Annotated in this window: 14 protein-coding genes; 11 read left to right on the top strand and 3 right to left on the bottom strand. The window is 43.6% G+C overall.

Going from position 1 to position 18591, the window contains the following annotated elements; genetic code table 11:
• The first annotated feature begins 356 nt into the window (after nucleotides 1-356).
• The 5 genes from HUO09_RS06720 (at nucleotide 357) to HUO09_RS06700 (ending at nucleotide 5414) form a co-directional block, all read left to right on the top strand.
• Nucleotides 357-2333 carry a replication initiator protein RctB domain-containing protein gene (locus HUO09_RS06720; RefSeq protein ID WP_167410737.1) on the top strand — a complete coding sequence of 659 codons (1977 nt, stop codon included), beginning with the start codon at nucleotides 357-359 and terminating at the stop codon, nucleotides 2331-2333.
• Between the two features lie 634 nt (nucleotides 2334-2967).
• On the top strand, nucleotides 2968-3165 hold the full coding sequence (locus tag HUO09_RS06715; protein WP_042479543.1) for a PA3496 family putative envelope integrity protein: 198 nt from the start codon (nucleotides 2968-2970) through the stop codon (nucleotides 3163-3165).
• 204 nt (nucleotides 3166-3369) lie between these two features.
• Nucleotides 3370-3579, top strand: a complete 210-nt coding sequence (locus HUO09_RS06710; RefSeq protein WP_042479545.1) for a DUF3283 family protein — start codon at nucleotides 3370-3372, stop codon at nucleotides 3577-3579.
• 72 nt (nucleotides 3580-3651) lie between these two features.
• On the top strand, nucleotides 3652-4371 hold the full coding sequence (locus HUO09_RS06705) for a YebC/PmpR family DNA-binding transcriptional regulator (RefSeq protein ID WP_167410736.1): 720 nt from the start codon (nucleotides 3652-3654) through the stop codon (nucleotides 4369-4371).
• Nucleotides 4372-4538: 167 nt separating this feature from the next.
• Nucleotides 4539-5414 (top strand): NAD(P)-dependent oxidoreductase, encoded by an 876-nt coding sequence (locus tag HUO09_RS06700; RefSeq protein WP_167410735.1) that lies wholly within the window; start codon nucleotides 4539-4541, stop codon nucleotides 5412-5414.
• 113 nt (nucleotides 5415-5527) lie between these two features.
• On the opposite strand, the gene HUO09_RS06695 is transcribed toward HUO09_RS06700, so the two are convergent.
• Together HUO09_RS06695 and HUO09_RS06690 are read right to left on the bottom strand one after the other, a co-directional pair.
• Nucleotides 5528-7414, bottom strand: coding sequence for a methyl-accepting chemotaxis protein (locus tag HUO09_RS06695; RefSeq protein ID WP_167410734.1), 1887 nt, complete (start codon nucleotides 7412-7414; stop codon nucleotides 5528-5530).
• Nucleotides 7415-7567: 153 nt separating this feature from the next.
• Nucleotides 7568-9229, bottom strand: a complete 1662-nt coding sequence (locus HUO09_RS06690) for a methyl-accepting chemotaxis protein (protein ID WP_188233427.1) — start codon at nucleotides 9227-9229, stop codon at nucleotides 7568-7570.
• A 656-nt stretch (nucleotides 9230-9885) separates the two neighbouring features.
• Between HUO09_RS06690 and cyoA the strand changes: the two genes are divergently transcribed.
• From cyoA to HUO09_RS06660, 6 genes are all read left to right on the top strand, one after another.
• Nucleotides 9886-10800: a ubiquinol oxidase subunit II gene (gene cyoA / locus HUO09_RS06685; protein ID WP_167410732.1), complete on the top strand. Its 915-nt coding sequence runs from the start codon at nucleotides 9886-9888 to the stop codon at nucleotides 10798-10800.
• Nucleotides 10801-10806: 6 nt separating this feature from the next.
• Nucleotides 10807-12843 (top strand): cytochrome o ubiquinol oxidase subunit I, encoded by a 2037-nt coding sequence (gene cyoB, locus HUO09_RS06680; RefSeq protein WP_188233426.1) that lies wholly within the window; start codon nucleotides 10807-10809, stop codon nucleotides 12841-12843.
• Nucleotides 12833-13426, top strand: a complete 594-nt coding sequence (gene cyoC, locus HUO09_RS06675) for a cytochrome o ubiquinol oxidase subunit III (RefSeq protein ID WP_167410730.1) — start codon at nucleotides 12833-12835, stop codon at nucleotides 13424-13426. Before cyoB ends, cyoC begins: the two co-directional genes overlap by 11 nt.
• A complete protein-coding gene (gene cyoD, locus HUO09_RS06670) occupies nucleotides 13426-13740 on the top strand; it encodes a cytochrome o ubiquinol oxidase subunit IV (protein WP_188233425.1) in 315 nt (104 codons plus the stop codon). The genes cyoC and cyoD overlap by 1 nt, the downstream gene beginning before the upstream one ends.
• 6 nt (nucleotides 13741-13746) lie before the next feature.
• Nucleotides 13747-14613, top strand: a complete 867-nt coding sequence (gene cyoE / locus HUO09_RS06665; protein ID WP_188233424.1) for a heme o synthase — start codon at nucleotides 13747-13749, stop codon at nucleotides 14611-14613.
• 378 nt (nucleotides 14614-14991) lie between these two features.
• Nucleotides 14992-15348, top strand: coding sequence for a YibL family ribosome-associated protein (locus tag HUO09_RS06660; RefSeq protein ID WP_188233423.1), 357 nt, complete (start codon nucleotides 14992-14994; stop codon nucleotides 15346-15348).
• Nucleotides 15349-15405: 57 nt separating this feature from the next.
• On the opposite strand, the gene malT is transcribed toward HUO09_RS06660, so the two are convergent.
• Nucleotides 15406-18114, bottom strand: coding sequence for an HTH-type transcriptional regulator MalT (gene malT, locus HUO09_RS06655; protein ID WP_188233422.1), 2709 nt, complete (start codon nucleotides 18112-18114; stop codon nucleotides 15406-15408).
• Nucleotides 18115-18591: the final 477 nt, after the last annotated feature.

Genomic DNA, 18591 nt, shown 5'->3' with positions numbered 1-18591 from the left:
TGGATAAGTTGTGAACCCACCATGATCATGCTTTGAGAGTTACGTTGATCATTCATTCGAAATCATCATGATCATCGTTCTAAATAATATTGATCATGCTTTCAAAGAGTTAATGATCATAGTTTCGGGATAACGATGATCATGCTTCTGAAGGGTAAAAATAAATCTTTAATAAATACAGTCAGTTATACGCAATTTTCCACTCAGATCATATGATCACTCTAATCACTATTAATCATTATAATCAAAAAGATCAGTTATTTAAGAGCTACAACTTTTTCTTTATTTATGATCTTTTTTTCTTTATTCTTTTGGAACTATAGCGATATTACGGTTAGTGTGGGATAGATCTAATAATGGCATCAGACGAAAAAATACTGATCAAAGCACCCAGAAGCCACAAAGATGGACATCTTTTTGCCGTTTCTGAATCTGCGATCGATTGGATAGAGCAGTATCAACATTTTAAAGGTGTGACGAAAAGTATTATCGAATTGCTTAATCTTATCTCACTTCGTGGCTTTAGCAGTAAAGATGGGCTGGTTTCAACAACCGAATTGATTGATGCCACAGATGGTCAACTGACTCGAGCCGCTATTCAACAAAGGCTCCGTGCAGCCGTCAGTATTGGCTTGTTCCAGCAAATCCCGGTGCGATTTGAAGAAGGTCTAGCGGGTAAAACCATGCTGCATCGTTTTATCAATCCAAATCAGCTTATTTCTGTATTGGGCTCCACCAGCTTAGTCACTGAATCAGTGAAACAATCAGAAAAGCAAAAGCGTTCTAAGGCACTAGCACAAACACAGGTCAACAAACGTTTGCTTAATGAGCACGGTCTTAATACGCCACCAGCGATGAAAGATGAAACAGAGCAGTTCGTTGTTTCGCCAACAAACTGGGCTGGGATCATTGATCAAGCGTTGGCTCCACCGAGAACACGAAAAAGCTATCAAAAATCAATGGTTTCTATTTCTGGTACCCGAGCGGTAATAGAAACACGTTCATCAAAGAACATCATGACAGTCGATGATCTTATGACCTTGTTTGCTCTGTTTACGCTGACAGTTCAATACCATGATCATCACCACGAAGACTATCAGCTCAACGCAAGTCACGTTCCGAATAAGACGCCGCTCTACATCACAGACATTCTTTCACTGAGAGGAAAGAAAGACAGTGGTCCTGCGCGTGATTCTATTCGTGACAGCATTGATCGTATCGAATTTACAGACTTCCAGTTGCATGAGTTAACAGGGCGCTGGTTGAGCGAGAACATGCCTGAAGGCTTTAAAAGTGATCGCTTTCGTTTCTTAGCGAGAACGATCACGGCTTCAGAAGAAGCGCCAACAGAAGGAAGTGATGGCGAAATTAGGATCAAACCGAATCTGTACATTCTGGTTTGGGAGCCTTCGTTTTTCGAAGAGCTGATGACTCGTGATTACTTCTTCCTGTTCCCACCTGAAATTCTGAAACAACACACTCTCGTCTTCCAGTTGTACTCGTATTTCAGAAGCCGTATGTCACGCAGACATACAGATGTGATGATGTTAAGCGAACTTAATCAGAAGCTCGCGCGTAATATCGAATGGCGCAGATTCTCAATGGATCTTATCAGAGAGCTGAAACGTCTCTCTGATGGCAAAGGCAATGATGATCTGTTTGTTGTTAACTTATGGGGCTATCATCTGACGATCACGACTTCGATCGATAAAGGTAAGGTTATTGATTACCAAGTGGATATCAAATGCGATGTTGAAGAAGTTTTACGCTACTCTCGGGCGAAGATGACGAATGCTGGGAAACGCAATATGGCGCCAACATTACCGAACCCGCTTCGCCATGAAATGGTGTCGAAACAAAAGTTGGCTGAACTTTCTGAGATCATCGATGGTGAATTTGAACCTATACAACGTAAATCACCCTCGCCAAGAGGCAAATTAGGCCGTCGAGTGAAACAGCGTAAACATTTAGTTGAAATCAATGCTGATGAGATAACCATTACGCTATCTAAGTACACATCTTCAGAAGCTCTAGAACGCAGTATAAGCGCGTTAGCAGCTATGACTGGACATGCACCTTCATCAATCAGAGAAGAGTGCTTAGAGTTGATTGACAAGCTTGATTGGCTACGAGTAGATGACCAAGTCATACCTTATGAGACGCTGAGTAAGATGATCGAGCTTTATAACACCCAGAATGAGAACAAGCATCTTTCGATCGAACGATTGATCTCTGGTCTAGCGGTAAGAAGAAAAGTTTGTAAGCAGGTTTTTGACGGGCATCTGGACGAATCTGTGTTCAGAGCTCTTGATGAAGTCGCTATTGGCATTTAACACCGCAAATGAACAGACATTGAACATAACGCTGACATATGCCTGACATTTTACCTGCGTTTGTTGGCTAAAGTTACAAGCGAATAGACAACCTTTTGCCCTATCTGATGAATTTAAAGATTGGCTCATATTGTTACATTCATTCTGAATATTTTTTTATCGAGTTCTCCCCAAGGGCTCGATTTTTTTTGTCTCAAATTTGTGTAGTTTGATCAATCTTCCATGATCATGCTTTCGTATTTCTTGCCATTCCCTTGATCATTTTTCCGGACCGTTAATCTCTAGTGAAAATGGTGACGTTACTTTTATAGAGTAAAAGTACTCAAAAACGATGAAATAATAGAATGAAAAACAAACAACAATTGAACGTTTTTTGATGCGAGATATAAGGCAGATATCCAGATATGGCGTGGCTTAGAAGAGAGAAAAGTTGAGCTGGATCAGGTTGGATTTTTTGCTGTGAATTCTCTAAATGTACTGCCAGATTTGAGCTTGTACAAAATATAATTGAGATATTTATAAATTAGATTGCTGAACTATCGCCTGAATCACATTCTTGCTCAAATGTACTTAACAGCGATTTGGTCCTTTGCTACAGATTACATGTCCTTGCATGGTTTGTTCGGAGGTTACAATGTCCATTAATTCTATTAACCATGATGAAATCACTGGCATCACAGAAAAGTGGGACTTCAAAGAAGAAGTTGATACTCAGATTCCAGTAAGCAAACAAAAATCAGCGGAAGCTCGTCGTCGCATTGAAGCATTAAGAGAGATCCGTGAAAGTGGCTTGTCTATTGAAGAAGCAAAGGAACTAGGACTCCTTCATTAAGATACTCACTTGCTAGGTTTACAAGGGTGGCTGTGGCCACCCTTTCTATTTTGTGGGTATTCGCCCTAATATCAAATTTTCACCTAATACGCTTTTTTGTACGCTTAGTAACGAAAGTCATAGAATCCGACATTTTTGACTCTTAATTTTTGCTATTCCTATGCTATATTTCGCCTCATGTTTTTATCGACTGTGGGTTTACTAATGTCTTTCAACCTTGCTCTGCTTGATGCGAATGAGAAAAACAAAATAGAACTGGATAAACAGGCTTCTTTTTTGATTTGGAAAATGAAGCAGGCAAAAGGCGGACCGGAAGAGATTACTAAGCATCTAACCACTCTGACTTCTGAACAAGATAAAGAATGGTTTCAACAGTCGGTGGACAAATACAAAAGGGTTATGGGCGTCATGTAATGCCCACCTAAGCAGAAACCTTGCTTTCTGCATGAATCCGTCGCATTAAATTGAACTAGAGAGAACATCCCGATGGGAAGAAGTTTCGAAGTGCGCAAAGCCTCTATGGCGAAAACTCAAGGCGCAAAAATTAAAGTTTACTCAAAATACGGTAAAGAGATTTACGTTTGTGCAAAGAACGGTGGTATCGACCCAGACATGAACTTGTCTTTACGCCATCTGATCAGCAAAGCGAAAAAAGACCAAGTACCAGCACACGTTATTGACAAAGCGTTAGACAAAGCAAGTGGTGGTGGCGGTGAAGATTACCAACCAGCACGTTACGAAGGTTTTGGGCCTGGCGGCGTAAGCGTGATCGTTGACTGTTTGACTGACAACGGTAACCGTACTTTCCAAGATGTACGCCAATGTTTCGTTAAGACTGGTGCTAAAATCGGTACTCCTGGTGTTGTTGCACACATGTTTGATCACCAAGCTGTATTCCAGTTCGAAGGCGATGACGAAGAAGCGGTATTAGAAGCATTAATGATGGAAGATGCGGATGTAACGGATATCGAACTTGAAGATGGTGTGATCACTGTATTTGCACCAAACACTGAGTTCTTTAAAGTGAAAACAGCATTGAACTCAGCATTTCCTGACCTAACTCTTGATGTTGAAGAGATTACTTTCGTTCCTCAGAACCAAAGCCCAATCTCTGGTGAAGATGCTGAGAAGTTCCAGAAGTTCCTAGATCTACTAGACGACTGTGACGATGTTCAGCAGGTTTACCACAACGCTGAAATCCAATAATGAAAAACCGAGCTTAGGCTCGGTTTTTTGTTCTTGAACTTTAATCGTGTAAGTTAGTCAGTTTACAAGAATCAACTTAGTCAGTGCATAAGAATAAAGTGAATCCCTATCGATGGAATGGCTCCACTCCATTGGCTAAGAAAAGCTCAATTCTCAAGGATATTTAAATGAAAGTCAGTTTTATTGGTTTAGGTGTTATGGGCTATCCCATGGCTGGTCATTTGGTTAAAGCTGGATTTGACGTTACCGTTTTTAACCGCACAGAAGCGAAAGCAAAAGCTTGGGCGGAGCAACATGGTGGAGCTTATCGCTCAACGGTTGAAGAATGCGTGAAAGACGCAGATGTGGTTTTACTTTGTGTTGGCAATGACGATGATGTTCGTAGCATGACCACCAGCGAAAAAGGCGCATTGGCATTCATGAAATCCGGAGCTGTGCTGGTTGACCATACGACAACATCTGCTCTCCTTGCTGAAGAGCTCTCAGAAGCCGCTCAGGCTGTTGGAGTGCGCTTTATGGATGCACCAGTATCTGGTGGTCAAGCTGGCGCGGAGAATGGCGTTCTGACGATTATGTGCGGTGGTGAGCAAGAGATTTTCGATTATCTTCAGCCTATATTTAATGCGTATGGTCGTTCTTCTGTTCTGATGGGCAAAGTAGGGCAGGGACAACGCGCCAAAATGGTGAATCAGATATGCATTGCTGGCGCATTGACCGGAATTTCAGAAGGCTTGATTCTGGCTGAAAAAGCCGGTCTTGACATCGAAACACTTGTAGCATGTTTGAAAAATGGCGCTGCAGGATCGTGGCAGATGGAAAACCGTGCTGTAACCATGTCACAGAGTAAATTCGACTTCGGTTTTGCTATCGATTGGATGATCAAAGATCTTGGTTTCTGTCTCGATGAAGCGGAGCGTCAAGGTATCACATTGCCAATGACTCAAAAAACGATTGAGTCCTATAAATCTTTGTCTGAACAAGGTGAAGGTCGTATGGATACCTCCATTTTGATCAAAGCGATCAAAAAGGAAGCTGAGCACTAAATTTCTAATGCCTTTGAGGGTTGATACCTCACTTGGTAAAGATAGTGTTAGAAGCAAATGAAAAGCCGCGCTCATTTCTGAGGCGCGGCTTTTGTTTATCACACTAACGATTATTAACTGAGTTTAAATGTCGCCACTTTCTCTCTTAGTTCATCTGCTTGGTGTCTTAGTTCATTTGATTGGCTTAAACTTTCTTCAGACCCGACAACAAGCTGATCAGTCACATCTTTGATTGACGTGACATTTTGCGTAATTTCACTGGTCACATGGGTCTGCTCTTCCGCCGCTGTTGCGATTTGAGTGGCCATGTCACTGATGAGAGCGACGGCCGTTTTGATCTCTTCCAGTGCCATCGTTGCTTTATCGGCATCGTCTACTGAATCCCTAGCGAGTTCAGAGCTGCTTTCCATCAAATTTACCGCTTGTTTGGTAGTATCTTGCAAGGTCTCAATGGTCGCTTTGATTTCTTCCGTTGAAGTGTGAGTTCGTTGAGATAAAACGCGAACTTCATCTGCTACTACCGCGAATCCTCGACCTTGTTCTCCAGCACGTGCTGCTTCAATTGCAGCGTTTAGTGCCAATAAGTTAGTTTGCTCAGCAATACCTTGAATGGTTGCGAGCACTGTTGATATTTCAAGAGCGTGCTTATTGAGCGCTGAAATCACCGTGCTTGCTTCGCTTACTGAGTTTGCCAGATTATTAATTGAGCCTTTGGTTTGAATCACCAAATCATGACCATTATTCGTGCTGATAGCTGAGTCTTGTGCTGCTTGAGCGGTTTGTTCTGCATGCGAAGCAATTTCTTGAGTGGCAGATGCCATCTCAGTCACCGCCGTTGCTACCATTACCACTTCCTGATGCTGATGATTCAGTTCAGATGCTGATTGATTTGCGCGATGTGCGCCATGTTCCGACTGTTCTGATAGGTGTTGCGCCTGTAGACGAATATGTTCGATCAACTGTCTTAAGCTTTCAACGAATGTGTTGAAGTTGTTTGCTAACGTTCCAACTTCATCATTGTTTTCAACTTCAATACGTTGAGTCAAATCACCGCTACCATTGGCGATTTGTGCCAGTGCGTTTGACACATTATTCAATGGACGGAATAGAACATTACATAACAGGTTGAACAATACGGTACAGAGAATCACAACGACAGCAGTGACAAGTAGTTGCCCTAAAATCGCGTCATACAAGGGGGCGACCAGTGATTCATAATTAATCACTGTTACCGTAGTTAAACGTGTGTTGGTTATGTTTCTCGCGAACAAAACGTAGGTTTCACCTGCCACTGAAATCGTCAGATCGGTTTGACTGGAAACGGCTTTTTTGATGTCAGAGTAGTCGATACCTAATTCTGAAACGCTTTTGTTCAGTAATTTTGTGTTGGTATGAGTGAATATGTTGCCTTGTTCGTTGGCAATAAACATATAACCATCACCCGGTAAAATTACCTGTTTCATGTTGTTGATGATATCTGTGATTTCTACATCCGCACCCAACACAACTTGTTGGCCATGTAAGTTTAACGCTTTACCGAGAGAAACAACGTTGGCACCGGTTGCCGCTGCAGTTGTTGGGTTATCCATAAACACTTTGGCAGGATTAGCTTTGGCATTGATGTACCAACCCCATTTTCGAGGGTCGTCATTACCCGGTGGTAGCTTTACGCCGTTGGCGTTGCTTTGAGATCCATCTGGGAATGCTAAGAAAACGTTGTCAAATGCTGCTGAATCACGCACTTGTTTTAGGTGAGTAACAATGTCTTCTTTTTTTGCTTCTTCTGAAAGTGCTGTCAGGGCTCGCTCTTTTGAAATAAGCCAGTCGTTAACGTACTGGTTATAAGAGGTGGTTGTGCTTTGTAAACGTTGTTCAACTTCGATGTCGAGCCTTTTAAGAGCCGCATTATAAGATAACGCTTCTACTAACACGCCACCAAGGATGATGGCAACACTGGCAGAGATAGCCAATTTGTTTTTCAAAGACAAATTTTTAAACATAAGCAGGCCTTTTTGATGTTTGTGTATTCATTAAATAGTTATGTATTTATTAGAGATTCATTGAGCAATGAGCGTCGATGTCGAAAACTAAATCGCCACTCATTGCGGATTGTCTTTAAGTGCTTCAAAGTTGTTGTTTACAGTGTAAATTACTCACACTTTAAATCTTGCTACCAGATCGTAAAGCTCATGCGCTCGTTCATTCAAGCTTTGACTACCTTGTCGGTTTTCATTTGCCAGGCTTGCTGACTCACTACTTTGATCGGAGATAACCACAATGCGTTGCGAGATTTCTTGACCAACGATACTTTGCTCTTCCGTTGCGGTCGCGATCAGGGCGTTCATGTCCATAATCATGCTAATGGATTGTTGGATTTTTTCTAGAGCTTCTGCCGCGGCGTTGGCTTCATTCACCGCCGATTCGCTTCTGCTTTGACTTGAGTCCATGGCATGCACTGCAGCATCTGATGCTGTTTTGAGCTGATCAATCACTGCGTGTATTTCACCTGTACTTTGCTGCGTTCTGCTGGCTAGCTTACGCACTTCATCAGCAACAACTGCAAAGCCTCGACCTTGATCACCCGCTCTTGCCGCTTCTATTGCAGCATTGAGCGCCAGCAAGTTGGTTTGCTCTGCAATATCCTGAATGACTTCCAGAGACATTGAAATATTTTTTACATCCCCTTCTAGTTTCGAAATAACACTGCTTGCTTGTGAGACTTCCTCTGCAAGTGCCTGCACTGATTGCGCTGCGGAATCGACGATTTTGTGCGCTGATATTGCATTGTCATCGGCATCTTTAGCAGACTGTGCGGCTTGGATGGCATTATTTGAAATTTCATTGGCAGTGGTGGTCATTTCTGTCATAGCGGTAGCAACTTGCTCAGTTTCTCCGCTCTGATTAGTGGCTAAGTTGTCGACCTGAGCCGCGCGCTCTGTCATCAGATTTGTTTCATCCACTACTTGTCTGCCCACTTGATTCACTCGTTTAATGATTTCTTGCAGGCTGCCAACGAAAGCATTGAAGTTGGTACTGAGTGATGCGAATTCTGGAACGGTAAACTTCTCCATTCGCGCGGTGAGATCGGCATCGCCACTGGCAAAAGAACGGATTGAAGAATCAAACATTTCGATCGGGCGCATTATGGTGCGGTTGAAGAACAGTGTAAATACACCGACAACGAGTATTATGATTGCGGTTACGGTAGTTAAACTCCATAGACTTTGCATGAGTTCTTCATTTGCGCGTTTTTCCATAGTCGCAATTTCAGCGTCGATATCATCGGTGTAAAAACCCGTCCCTATCATTAAATCCCATTGAGGTACGTAGACGGAGTAGCTCAACTTAGGTAAAGGCGTGGATTCTCCCGGTTTTGGGAAGTAGTAAGTAGTGAATTCACCGGTTTTAGAATTGCGAAGTAGGTCTTGTACCAAGTAGTTGCCTTGGGTGTCTCGCAGATTCCAAAAGTTTTCACCAATGCCAGCATTGCTTTTTCCCAACAGCAGCCGAGTCCCTTTCGAATCATAACCAAACAGATAACCATTTTGGCCGAATTGCACCTCTTTAAGGATTTCTAATGCCTGTTGTAAAGATGCGTTACTGTTCTTCAGTGGTGTTAACGCTGAGTCTGCAATTTTTAAATAAGATTTCAGCTCCGTTTTTTTCATCGCCATCATGGCGTTTTGGGTTGATTCCATTTGATGGTTATTCAGATTGGTAGTCTGAGTAAAACTCACAAACATCATGCTGGCGGCAATCAGCAATAGTGGAACAATAGACAGAATATAAAGTCGAGTACGAATAGTTAAGTTCATGGCCACATCCCTTTAGATCAAAGACCATAACAACTGGCTTTTATAGTTGTTAATGTTGTTATCAATAAGATTAGTTCAGAAGTTGTAGAAACTCTGTATTGGAAGATGAAAGCTTGAAGGTAATCACCGACATCCTTGCTTAAAGTCTTGAAGTTACTGCAACTACTCGGTGGAATTACATTCCGAACGCTACTTAGCTAACGGTCCTCAGTAAAAAAACGACTGTGTCAATACACGCATAAAAAATAAAAAAAATAGAGCGTAATTTATCGGTTCAATAGGCCTATTTATTGATTTAGATCAATAAATCTTTTATCACGGTATAACAACAGGTTAAGGGTATTAACCTCTCTGTGTAAGTGGTTAATTTTGAAGGTAAATTTCATTTTTGGAAGGTTAGATTCCATTTTGTCGCACTTTGAAAGCCGTCTCCATGTAAGCATAATGCGCCGGTTGTAACCAAATGTTTCATTTTGTAACGTTCACGTTGATAGTTTTTGAAGGGTTCGAATCACTTGTCAGAAATTGTCTTGGTTGAGATTGCATCAGCGCATTTGTTACATGCTCAACACAATAAAAAACGCATATAAATTCATACGGATTCTTAAAGTGCCAACTTTTGTTATGGAATTCCGTAAACATAATCGAGAAAGTCAATGGAAGCCTCAAGATATAAAAGCATCTTGTCGCGAGTAGGATTGTTTTTCGCAATTTTGCTCCTGTCTGGATGTCAGTCTGCTTTGCTGGATCCCAAGGGCCTAGTAGGAGTTCGTGAGAAAGAGTTGATCATTACCTCTCTTCTCTTGATGTTGATTGTTGTTATCCCTGTGATTTTAATGACAATTTACTTCGCCTATAAGTACCGCGCTAGCAATACCGAAGTTGAATATGCTCCTGAGTGGTCTCACTCCACTAAGATCGAATTGGTTGTCTGGACGATTCCAATCATCATTATTGCGATCTTAGCTGTGATTACCTGGCGTTCAACTCACGAGCTAGAACCGTCTGTGCCGCTGAAGAGCGATATCAAACCCGTCACGATTGAAGTGGTTTCACTGGATTGGAAATGGTTGTTCATTTATCCAGAACAAAAAATCGCTACAGTTAACTACGTTGCCTTCCCTAAAGATGTTCCTGTCACGTTCAAAATTACTTCTGACAACATCATGAACTCTTTCTTTATTCCTCGTTTAGGCAGTCAAATTTACGCTATGCCCGGCATGGTGACACGCCTACACCTGATTGCGAACCATGAGGGAGAGTATAAGGGGATATCGTCAAGCTATAGTGGCGAAGGCTTTTCACACATGAAATTTGTCGCGAATGCACTACCTAACGAGCAAAGCTTTGAAGAGTGGGTTCGTGAAGTGAAAAAGCAGCCATCTATGCTACACGCTTTCAGTGATTACCAAGCACTTGCACAGCCAAGTGAAAACGTTCCGGTGACTTACTACTCTCAAATCCCACAAGACTTATTTGAGTCTGTTGTTATGCAACACATGGGTTCACTCAATATGGGTGAAGGAGAGACACAACACAGTCACATGGACATGGCAGAACATAAAGGGTAACAGACGATGTTTGGAAGACTTACTTTAGACTCCATTCCATACCATGAGCCAATTATCATGATCACGCTAGCCGTGATTGCGATCGTTGGCCTTACTGTTGTTACGGCGATTACTCGCATGGGTAAATGGCAGTATCTTTGGAATGAGTGGTTTACATCGGTAGACCATAAAAAGCTTGGCTTTATGTATATTGCCGCGGCGATGATCATGTTACTTCGTGGTTTCGCTGATGCGGTGATGATGCGTAGCCAACAGCTACTATCATCAGCGGGTGAAGCAGGTTATCTGCCTCAGCACCACTATGATCAAATCTTTACCGCTCATGGCGTGATCATGATTTTCTTTGTGGCAATGCCGCTCGTCATTGGTTTGATGAACATTATTGTCCCTTTGCAAATTGGTGCTCGCGATGTTGCGTATCCGTTTTTGAACAACCTTAGTTTTTGGTTGTTTGTTGTGGGTATTATCCTGACCAATATGTCGCTTGCTGTAGGTGAGTTTGGTCGTACTGGTTGGCTTGCGTATCCACCGCTGTCTGGCATTGATGCTAGCCCGGGAGTCGGGGTCGATTATTGGATTTGGGCACTGCAAATATCGGGTGTAGGTACGACATTATCGGGCGTGAACTTCTTCGCGACGATTCTGCGCATGCGTACTCCGTCAATGCCATTGATGAAGATGCCTGTCTTCACTTGGGCTTCGCTATGTTCAAACATCCTGATCATTATTTCTTTCCCAATCTTAACGGTTACCATCGCACTTCTAACGCTTGACCGTTACTTGGGGATGCACTTCTTCACCAATGACATGGGTGGCAACATGATGATGTATGTCAACCTGATTTGGGCATGGGGTCACCCAGAGGTATACATCCTTGTACTGCCAGTATTTGGTGTGTTCTCAGAAGTAACGGCAACTTTCTCTCGCAAGAAACTGTTTGGTTACACGTCACTAGTTTGGGCTACGATCGTTATTACCATTCTTGCTTTCATTGTGTGGTTGCATCACTTCTTTACTATGGGTGGTGGAGCGAACGTAAACGCCTTCTTTGGTATCGCAACTATGATCATCTCAATTCCAACAGGGGTTAAGATTTTCAACTGGTTGTTCACCATGTACAAAGGCCGTATTACGTTTACCACTCCTATGATGTGGACCGTTGGCTTCCTGATTTCATTCTCGATTGGTGGTATGACTGGCGTACTGATGGCGGTTCCGGGCGCTGACTTTGTTCTGCATAACTCAGTATTCCTAATTGCGCATTTCCATAACGTCATCATCGGTGGTGTGGTATTCGGCTGTTTCGCGGCAATTACGTACTGGTTCCCGAAAGCGACAGGATTCATGCTTAATGAAACATGGGGCAAACGTGCTTATTGGTGTTGGATTACAGGTTTCATCCTAGCATTCCTGCCACTTTACGCACTGGGCTTCATGGGGATGACTCGTCGTATCAGCCAAAATCTCGACCCTGAATTCTTCCCGCTACTTGCAGTGGCAGCATTCGGTACTGCGATTATTGCGCTTGGTGTACTGTGTCAGTTCATTCAGATCTACGTCAGTATCCGTGACCGTCACCTGAACCCTGATGTTACTGGCGACCCTTGGGATGGCCGTACGTTAGAGTGGGCGACCTCTTCTCCACCTCCGTTCTACAACTTCGCCGTGATTCCAAAAGGCGATGAGCTAGATGCTTTCTGGTACCAGAAACTGCGTGGCGAACACGACATCACTAAAGAAGTGGAATATCAGCCAATCCATATGCCAAAGAACACGGCAACAGGTATGTACATCTCTGCCTTTGCACTGATTTTTGGCTTCGCAATGATTTGGTATATCTGGTGGCTGGCCGCTGTTGGTTTCATCGGTGTTGTAGTAACCGCTATCAAGCACAGCTTCAATGAAGACATCGACTACTACGTACAAGTGGATGAAATCAAAGCGATTGAAGAAGCGCACCGAAAACGTGTACTGGAAGCAAGAGCTAAATCACCAGTACAGAGCGAAGACGACAATGATATGGAGGTGACTTATGCACGCTAATACTCATGATGCACATGATCACCACGATACTGGTGGTCTGAAACTGTTCGGTTTCTGGATTTACTTGATGAGCGACTGTGTGCTGTTTGCGAGCTTGTTCGCAACGTACGCAGTACTTGCTAACGCGACCGCTGGTGGTCCTGACGCGAAAGAGCTGTTTGAACTGCCATTCGTCTTTGTAGAAACCATGATGCTGCTGTTCAGTAGTATCACTTTCGGTTTCGGCATGATTGCGATGAAGCGCAAAGACATTGCAGCTCTTAAACGTTGGTTAGCGTTTACTTTCGTTCTAGGTGCTGGCTTTATTGCGATGGAATTGTACGAATTCCATCATCTGATTGCTGAAGGCGCTAGCCCGCAGCGCAGCGCGTTCCTATCTGCGTTTTTCACGCTAGTTGGTACACACGGTCTACACGTGAGCTTTGGTTTGATCTGGTTGGCAGTATGTTACTGGCAGCTATCAACCAAAGGCTTGAATGAAATGATGGAAACTCGCTTTAACTGCTTGAGCTTGTTCTGGCACTTCCTCGACATCGTTTGGATCTGTGTATTTACCATCGTTTACCTAGTGGGGGTTATGTAATGAGCAACCAACATTTAGAGAGCGCGAAGAGCGACTACGTAAAAGGTTTTATTGCGTCACTGATCCTGACCATTATTCCGTTTTACTTTGTTGCGACTCAAAGTCTGCCAAAAGACGTCACATACGCAATCTTATTTGGTTGTGCGGTGATTCAGGTGATTGTTCATTTCATCTACTTCCTACATATGGAAATTAAGACAGATGAAGGCAAGTGGAACTTTGTTTCACTGATGTTCACTGCGTTGGTTGTCTTGATACTGATTGCAGGTTCTATCTGGATCATGTGGAACCTTAACGTCAACATGTCGATGTAGGTTGAAATGATCAGAGGTTACCTATCAATCACTAAGCCGGGAATTATCATCGGCAACCTGATCTCTGTTGCTGCGGGGTATTTCCTCGCAGCCAAATCAGAAGCCGCGGATGGATTATTACTGTTGTGCTCCTTAGCGGGTGTGGCGATGGTGATTGCATCAGGCTGCGTAGTGAACAATATTTTCGATCGCGATATTGATTTGAAAATGGACAGAACTCGCGGCCGTTTGCTGGCTCAGGGTGATATCAACATTGATCATGCGTTTGTGTTTGCCATCGTATTGCTGTTAGCGGGAACGGCGTTGCTTTATAGCATGGCGAATCCGTTATCTGCGGTGGTCGTGCTATTGGGCTACGTGTTCTACGTGTTCTTCTACACCATGTGGTACAAGCGTAACTCTGTGTATGGAACTCTGGTCGGCAGCGTCTCTGGGGCAGTACCACCTTTGGTTGGCTACCTAGCGGTGACAAACTACATCAGCTTGGAAGCGGTACTGCTGTTTGCCTTGTTCTGTTTATGGCAAATGCCGCATTCTTACGCGATTGCAATGTTTCGTATGCAAGACTACAAAAATGCCGGAATCCCTGTATTACCGGTCGTGTCTGGTATCGAAAAAGCACGTAAACACATGATTGCCTATGTGGTTGCTTTCAACTTAGTGGCGCTAGCGCTGTTTCTGCTCGGAAATGGTGGTTACGAATACTTGGTTGTCGCTGCAGGCGTATGTTTCATGTGGACACAAGTGACCTTCAAAAAGGTTACTGAAGAAAACTATGTTGAATGGTCGAAAGCGGTATTCAAAGTATCGTTACTGGTTGTCATGGGCATCAGTACCGTGCTGGGTGTAGAGCTTATCCCACTATCAATTTAAAGTTTTTCTATTGAGAAAACCCGTCACAAGCTTAAAGGCACCTGTTTAGGTGCCTTTTCTTTTCTAAGTAATTTTCAAATTCGAAGCTACAAACGTTTGCTGAAATAGTACACAGGCATGCAATGATAGGAGCTTGAAGCTCAGAGCTTATATCCTAGTAAAGCAGGGGACATCTTTGGGTAAAGAGTGGAGAGCGGTTGTTAATGCTAAACAGGTATATAGCCAATATCGTTGAACTTTAATTACCATTTGTTAGAGGCTAGCAATGAAACAATCGAAGTAGAGGGTTATAGAATAACAATCTGAATTAATTTCCATAGAGCCTCTTAGTACAGCTATGCTATACTCCGCCTCCAAATTTTATGTAAGGACTAAACCATGAGTCTGAAGAACGATATTCAACAACTGAACAATCGCATCGATACTTGCCATCACAAGTTGGATGCAGCAAAGACTCGCGGCGATAGTGCGATGATCACTAAATTTACCGACGATATCGATAGACTGACTAAGCAGCTAAAAAGCTTGAAGCACAAAGCTGAGTACGATCTGAATAAAGAACGTAAAGAGTTATCGGATATGGCTTTCTCTCGTGAAATCACTAAAGAAGAGCAAGCAGATTTAGGTAAGCTTAAGAAGAAAGTAAAAGGCTTAGTGATTGTTCACCCAATGACGAAAATTGGTAAAGCGATGCGCCTTGAAGTGATGACTGGTTTCGCGCCAAAATCTTTCTGATCTTAAAAAAGAATAGTAAAAGAGCCAGCATTGCTGGCTCTTTGCGTTTTACTCGAATCAATATCCCATCAACTGCAACAGATTCTCAGCGGTGTGAACCGCTTCTTTTCGGTTGGCAATATTGAGTTTCTGATACAGGTTGCGAATGTGAGTTTTGATGGTGGTGCCTGCCACATCAAGTTCCTGTGCAATTTGTTCATTGCTGAAACCGGAATAGATCAAACCTAACACTTGCCATTCACGTTGGGTTAGGGGGCTAGTACGTACTAACTCCGGAATGTTCGGGTGATTGATCAGTTTCTCTACAAACTCTTCATCAAAGTGCACTGAACGACTGCGTTGGGTAGTTGAAATCTCTTTCATTAACTGTTGCGCGCGGTGGCGCTCTAAATCGCCTAACTCGCCACGCTGAAGCAGTTTTTCCAACACATGACCCACTTTGGCTCCGTCGATGAGGAAGTTGCCAATCATACCGGTTTGGTTAGTGAGTGCTAACGCTTGCTTAAGCTTATCGCGCGCTTCCTCTTCTTTGCCAAGAGTCGTCGCCAGAATCGACTCAACAATCAGGTTACGGTTGATATCGGTAATGAGCTGATACTGCTTCGCTTCTTCTTGCATGAAATTCAACGTTTGCTGAGCTTCTTCCATCATGTCTAAGTTAATTTGAGCCCGGGCAATGTTGCGCCATTGCAGTTGCGAGAAGTGGTTACAGGCTCTTTCTGGGCGAGTCGAAGTATTCAGCCAATTCTGAATCGAATCCTTATCACCACGAGCTTGCCAGTAAAGCAGCAATGAAAGCGACGCATTCGCTGTCCAGTCGACATGGTAGCTAGACTGTTTCATCAGGTGCAGAATTTGTTCGATAAAGCGGCTGGCTTTGTCCAGTTCGCCACGACCCACTGAGATGCGTGCCAGCATCGAATAACTGTGCAGATGTTTACTCGGTGAATGGTTTCCTAGTACATCGAGGCCTTTGTAAGCACATTCTTCGGCTTCGTCCAAACGGTTCCAGCACCAGAGAATTTGTGCACGTACACGTAGCAAAAACTCGTGCAATGGAAGCTGGTGAAGCTGATGCTCTTCAATCAATTTGAACGCATTGTCCTGAACTTCATAAGCGGCTTGAACATAGCCCTGAGCAATCAGAATCTCGCTCTGCTGTAACAGTGCCCAAAGTGCCTGATGATAAACCTGATACTGGCGAGCCAGTTTCTCAGTCTGCTGCATCATTGGTAGTGCGCGGCTGAGTTGCCCTAACACGTGGTTGACTTCACCCACAACGGAGGTTGCCACAATTCGGCTGCGATAGATGGTGTTATCGAGCTGGCTTAACGCCAACTCAGCGAGTTCTAACGCTTTTTCCGGCTCGTTTTGGTTAATCGCAACCTGAGCGCGTAATGCGTTGAATTCACCTTGCTCTTTGCTCGACAGTTCCACATTAAGTTTTGCCATCTCTTCATCCGCTTTGGAAAGCAGGGCACCAACATCGTTGTATCTATGCTGACTTTGTGCCAACCAAGCTTGCAGCATGCAAAGTTTAGGTTCGCTATACAGCTGAGTAGGCGAAAGTAGGTTGATTGAAGATTCCAACATCTCCAACTCGCCTTGGTTGAACATACTCCAACCGTGTTTGCTCAAAATGGTAGACAGCAAATCGGTGTCCTGAGCGATTTTGGCATGACGTAATGCTTGGTGCGGGTTGGACATTTCTAACCAAGCCAGTGACGCTTCGCGGTGTAAGTCGTGCTCTTGCTGTGGAATACGCGCCAGACGCTGGTGGGCAAGGAATTCACCAAACAAATTATGGAAGCGATACCAATTGTGTTCACCTTCCAGCGGGTAGATAAACAAGCCAAAACGGTTAAGTGATTCAATCATACTTAACGCATCATCACGCTTGGTCAGTGCAGTCACCAATGAATCGTTGAAGTGTTCCAATACCGAACACTGCATCAGGAACTGACGCGTTTCGTTGTCGAGAAGGTCAAAGACCTCTTCAACCAAGTAATCCCACAAATGCGCATGATTGAACTGAGAAACGGACTCGGCACTTTGCTCTAGAGTGCGCTTTTGATATTGCGCTTGCAGCGCAATGAGTTGTAACGCTGAAGGCCAGCCTTCCACGTAGTCACGTAAGCTGTTTGCTGTGGTGTCATCAACGCCATCGGTAACTCGTTGATTAAAGAAACGGGTGGTTTCTTCGGTGTCGAATGCCAGCAGTTCGTTGCCAATTTCAATCATTAAATCACGCACACGAAGGTTTGCAGTGCCCAGTGGTGGTGCCGCTCGGCTGGTCACCACTAAGGTCATGTTGTCTGGCATGTGTTTGATGAAAAAGCGCATCGCTTCATGGATTTCGTCATCAGAAATCAGATGATAGTCGTCCAGCACCACATAACATTCTTGGTGGTAGTGCGCCATTTCGGTGAACACTTCACTAAACAGTGAGTGAATCGAAGAGAACTGACGTTTTTCCGCCAATTTTTGCGCATTTGGGCAACTTTGGTCGGTGGCTTTATTGACCGCTTGCAGAAAATAGTTCAGGAAACGAAAAGGATCGTTATCACTATCGTCAATGCTGTACCAACCAACATGAGGTTTATCTGCAAGCCACTGAGCAGCCATGGTGGTTTTTCCATAGCCTGCTGGGGAGCGAAATAGCACGAGTTTATAGCAAGTGGCGTTATGCAACATATCCAGCACTCTTGGGCGAACAATTGCGTTGTGCAGACGCCCAGGGCGCGTCAGTTTAGAAGGTATCCACATTCTTGATTTCCCTTCGATCAAATAGTAGGCGGCGAAAACAGAGATCTCTGTCACTTTTGTGGCAACGATGTTACTTGAAGTTTTTCACTACGTTTATTGATCCCTTTCTCGAATTTCGCAGGATTCACATTCCTAAGATAACTACGCCCTTGTTTTGTGACGCACGTCAATAAAATTAATAGCTGGTAAGTTTGAATAGAGGGGGGGGTATACGGGATTTTATGAAATTTGAGTAAAAATGATAATTTTAGTGTGACGGAGTATACATTCTGAGCAAAAGGATCGCTGCTTGAATCTCCGAGCTATTTAAACCCCGTCTAAGGTTATTGAGGCAGTCGTTGTGATCGCAATCACTCAGAATCCCGCGTATTAGACAATCAATGAGAGATTGATCACTCCGACTTAAGTGCTACACCCTCTACGCCCTTACTCCTCCTCCTAAATTCATGACAACTTGGGAGGATGTTTACATTTTAT

Source organism: Vibrio sp. Y2-5, from assembly GCF_014596725.1.
GTDB lineage: Bacteria > Pseudomonadota > Gammaproteobacteria > Enterobacterales > Vibrionaceae > Vibrio.
This window is presented reverse-complemented; position numbering and strand designations above follow the sequence as displayed.